Genomic DNA, 1,270 nt, shown 5'->3' with positions numbered 1-1,270 from the left:
GCGCCACTTGGTGATGATCTGATCCTCGGGGATCGTCAGCACGCCCATTTCGGACGCCATCACGATACGGTCGTCCTTGGTCACGAGGTAGCGCGCCGGCCGCAAGCCGTTGCGGTCGAGCGTGGCGCCGATCTGGCGGCCGTCGGTGAAGGCGATCGCGGCGGGGCCGTCCCACGGCTCCATCAGCGCGGCGTGATATTCGTAGAAGGCGCGGCGCTTTTCATCCATCAAGGGATTGCCGGCCCACGCCTCCGGAATCATCATCATGACGGCGTGCGGCAGCGAATAGCCGCCCTGCACCAGGAATTCGAGCACGTTGTCGAAATAGGCGGTGTCCGACTGGCCTTCATAATAGATGGGCCAGAGCCGGTTGATGTCCTTGCCGTAGAGCTCGGAGCTCACCGAGGCCTGGCGCGCCGCCATCCAGCTGGTGTTGCCGCGCAGCGTGTTGATCTCGCCGTTATGCGCGATCATGCGATAGGGATGCGCCCGCGGCCAGGTCGGCAAGGTGTTGGTCGAGAAGCGCTGATGCACCAGCGCCAGCGCGCTCTCGAAATCCTTCTCGTGCAGATCGGGATAGTACTTGCCGAGCTGGTCGGCCAGGAACATGCCTTTGTAGATCACAGTGCGGCAGGACATCGAGCACGGGTAATAGGCCGCAAGGCCGCGGTCGCGGCGCTGATAGATCGCTTGCGAGATCGACTCGCGCAGGATGTAGAGCCGGCCCTCGAAATCGTCCTCGGTCTTGGCGGTGCCGTTGCGGCCGATGAACACCTGCATGCAGGCGGGCTCGGTCGGCTTCACGGTGACGCCGAGCGAGGAATTGTCGGTCGGCACGTCGCGCCAGCCGAGCAGGGTCAGGCCCTCTTCCTTGATCTGGTCGGCGATGATGCTCTTGATGACGTTGCGCCAGGCGGTGTCGCGCGGCATGAACAGCGCGCCGATGGCGTATTCACCGGGTGCGGGCAGCGCGAAGCCGAGCTCCTTGGCCTTGCGGCTGAAGAAGGCGTGCGGGATCTGCACCAGAATGCCGGCGCCGTCACCGGCGCGCGGGTCGGCGCCGACAGCGCCGCGATGCTCGAGATTGCAGAGGATGCTCAGCGCGTCCGAGACGATCTCGTGCGACTTGTTGCCCTTGATGTTGGCGATGAAGCCGACGCCGCAGGAATCCTTCTCCAGGCTCGGATCGTAGAGACCCACAGCAGGCGGACGCGAATTGTGTTCCTGAATCGGATCGGTCGTTTTCGAGGCGACCGTCGCCGACAGCTCT

The 1,270-nt window shown here is 64.3% G+C and carries 1 pseudogene; it reads right to left on the bottom strand.

Annotated features, from left to right (window positions below):
- A pseudogene (locus tag FXB40_RS40505) lies at positions 1–1,266 on the bottom strand (glutamate synthase subunit alpha); the annotation flags it as partial.
- Positions 1,267–1,270 lie beyond the last annotated feature (4 nt).

Origin of the sequence: Bradyrhizobium rifense, assembly GCF_008123425.1 — a bacterium.
GTDB lineage: Bacteria > Pseudomonadota > Alphaproteobacteria > Rhizobiales > Xanthobacteraceae > Bradyrhizobium > Bradyrhizobium rifense.
The sequence above is the reverse complement of the archived record's forward strand: the minus strand, read 5'-3'. Positions and strand labels throughout refer to the sequence as shown.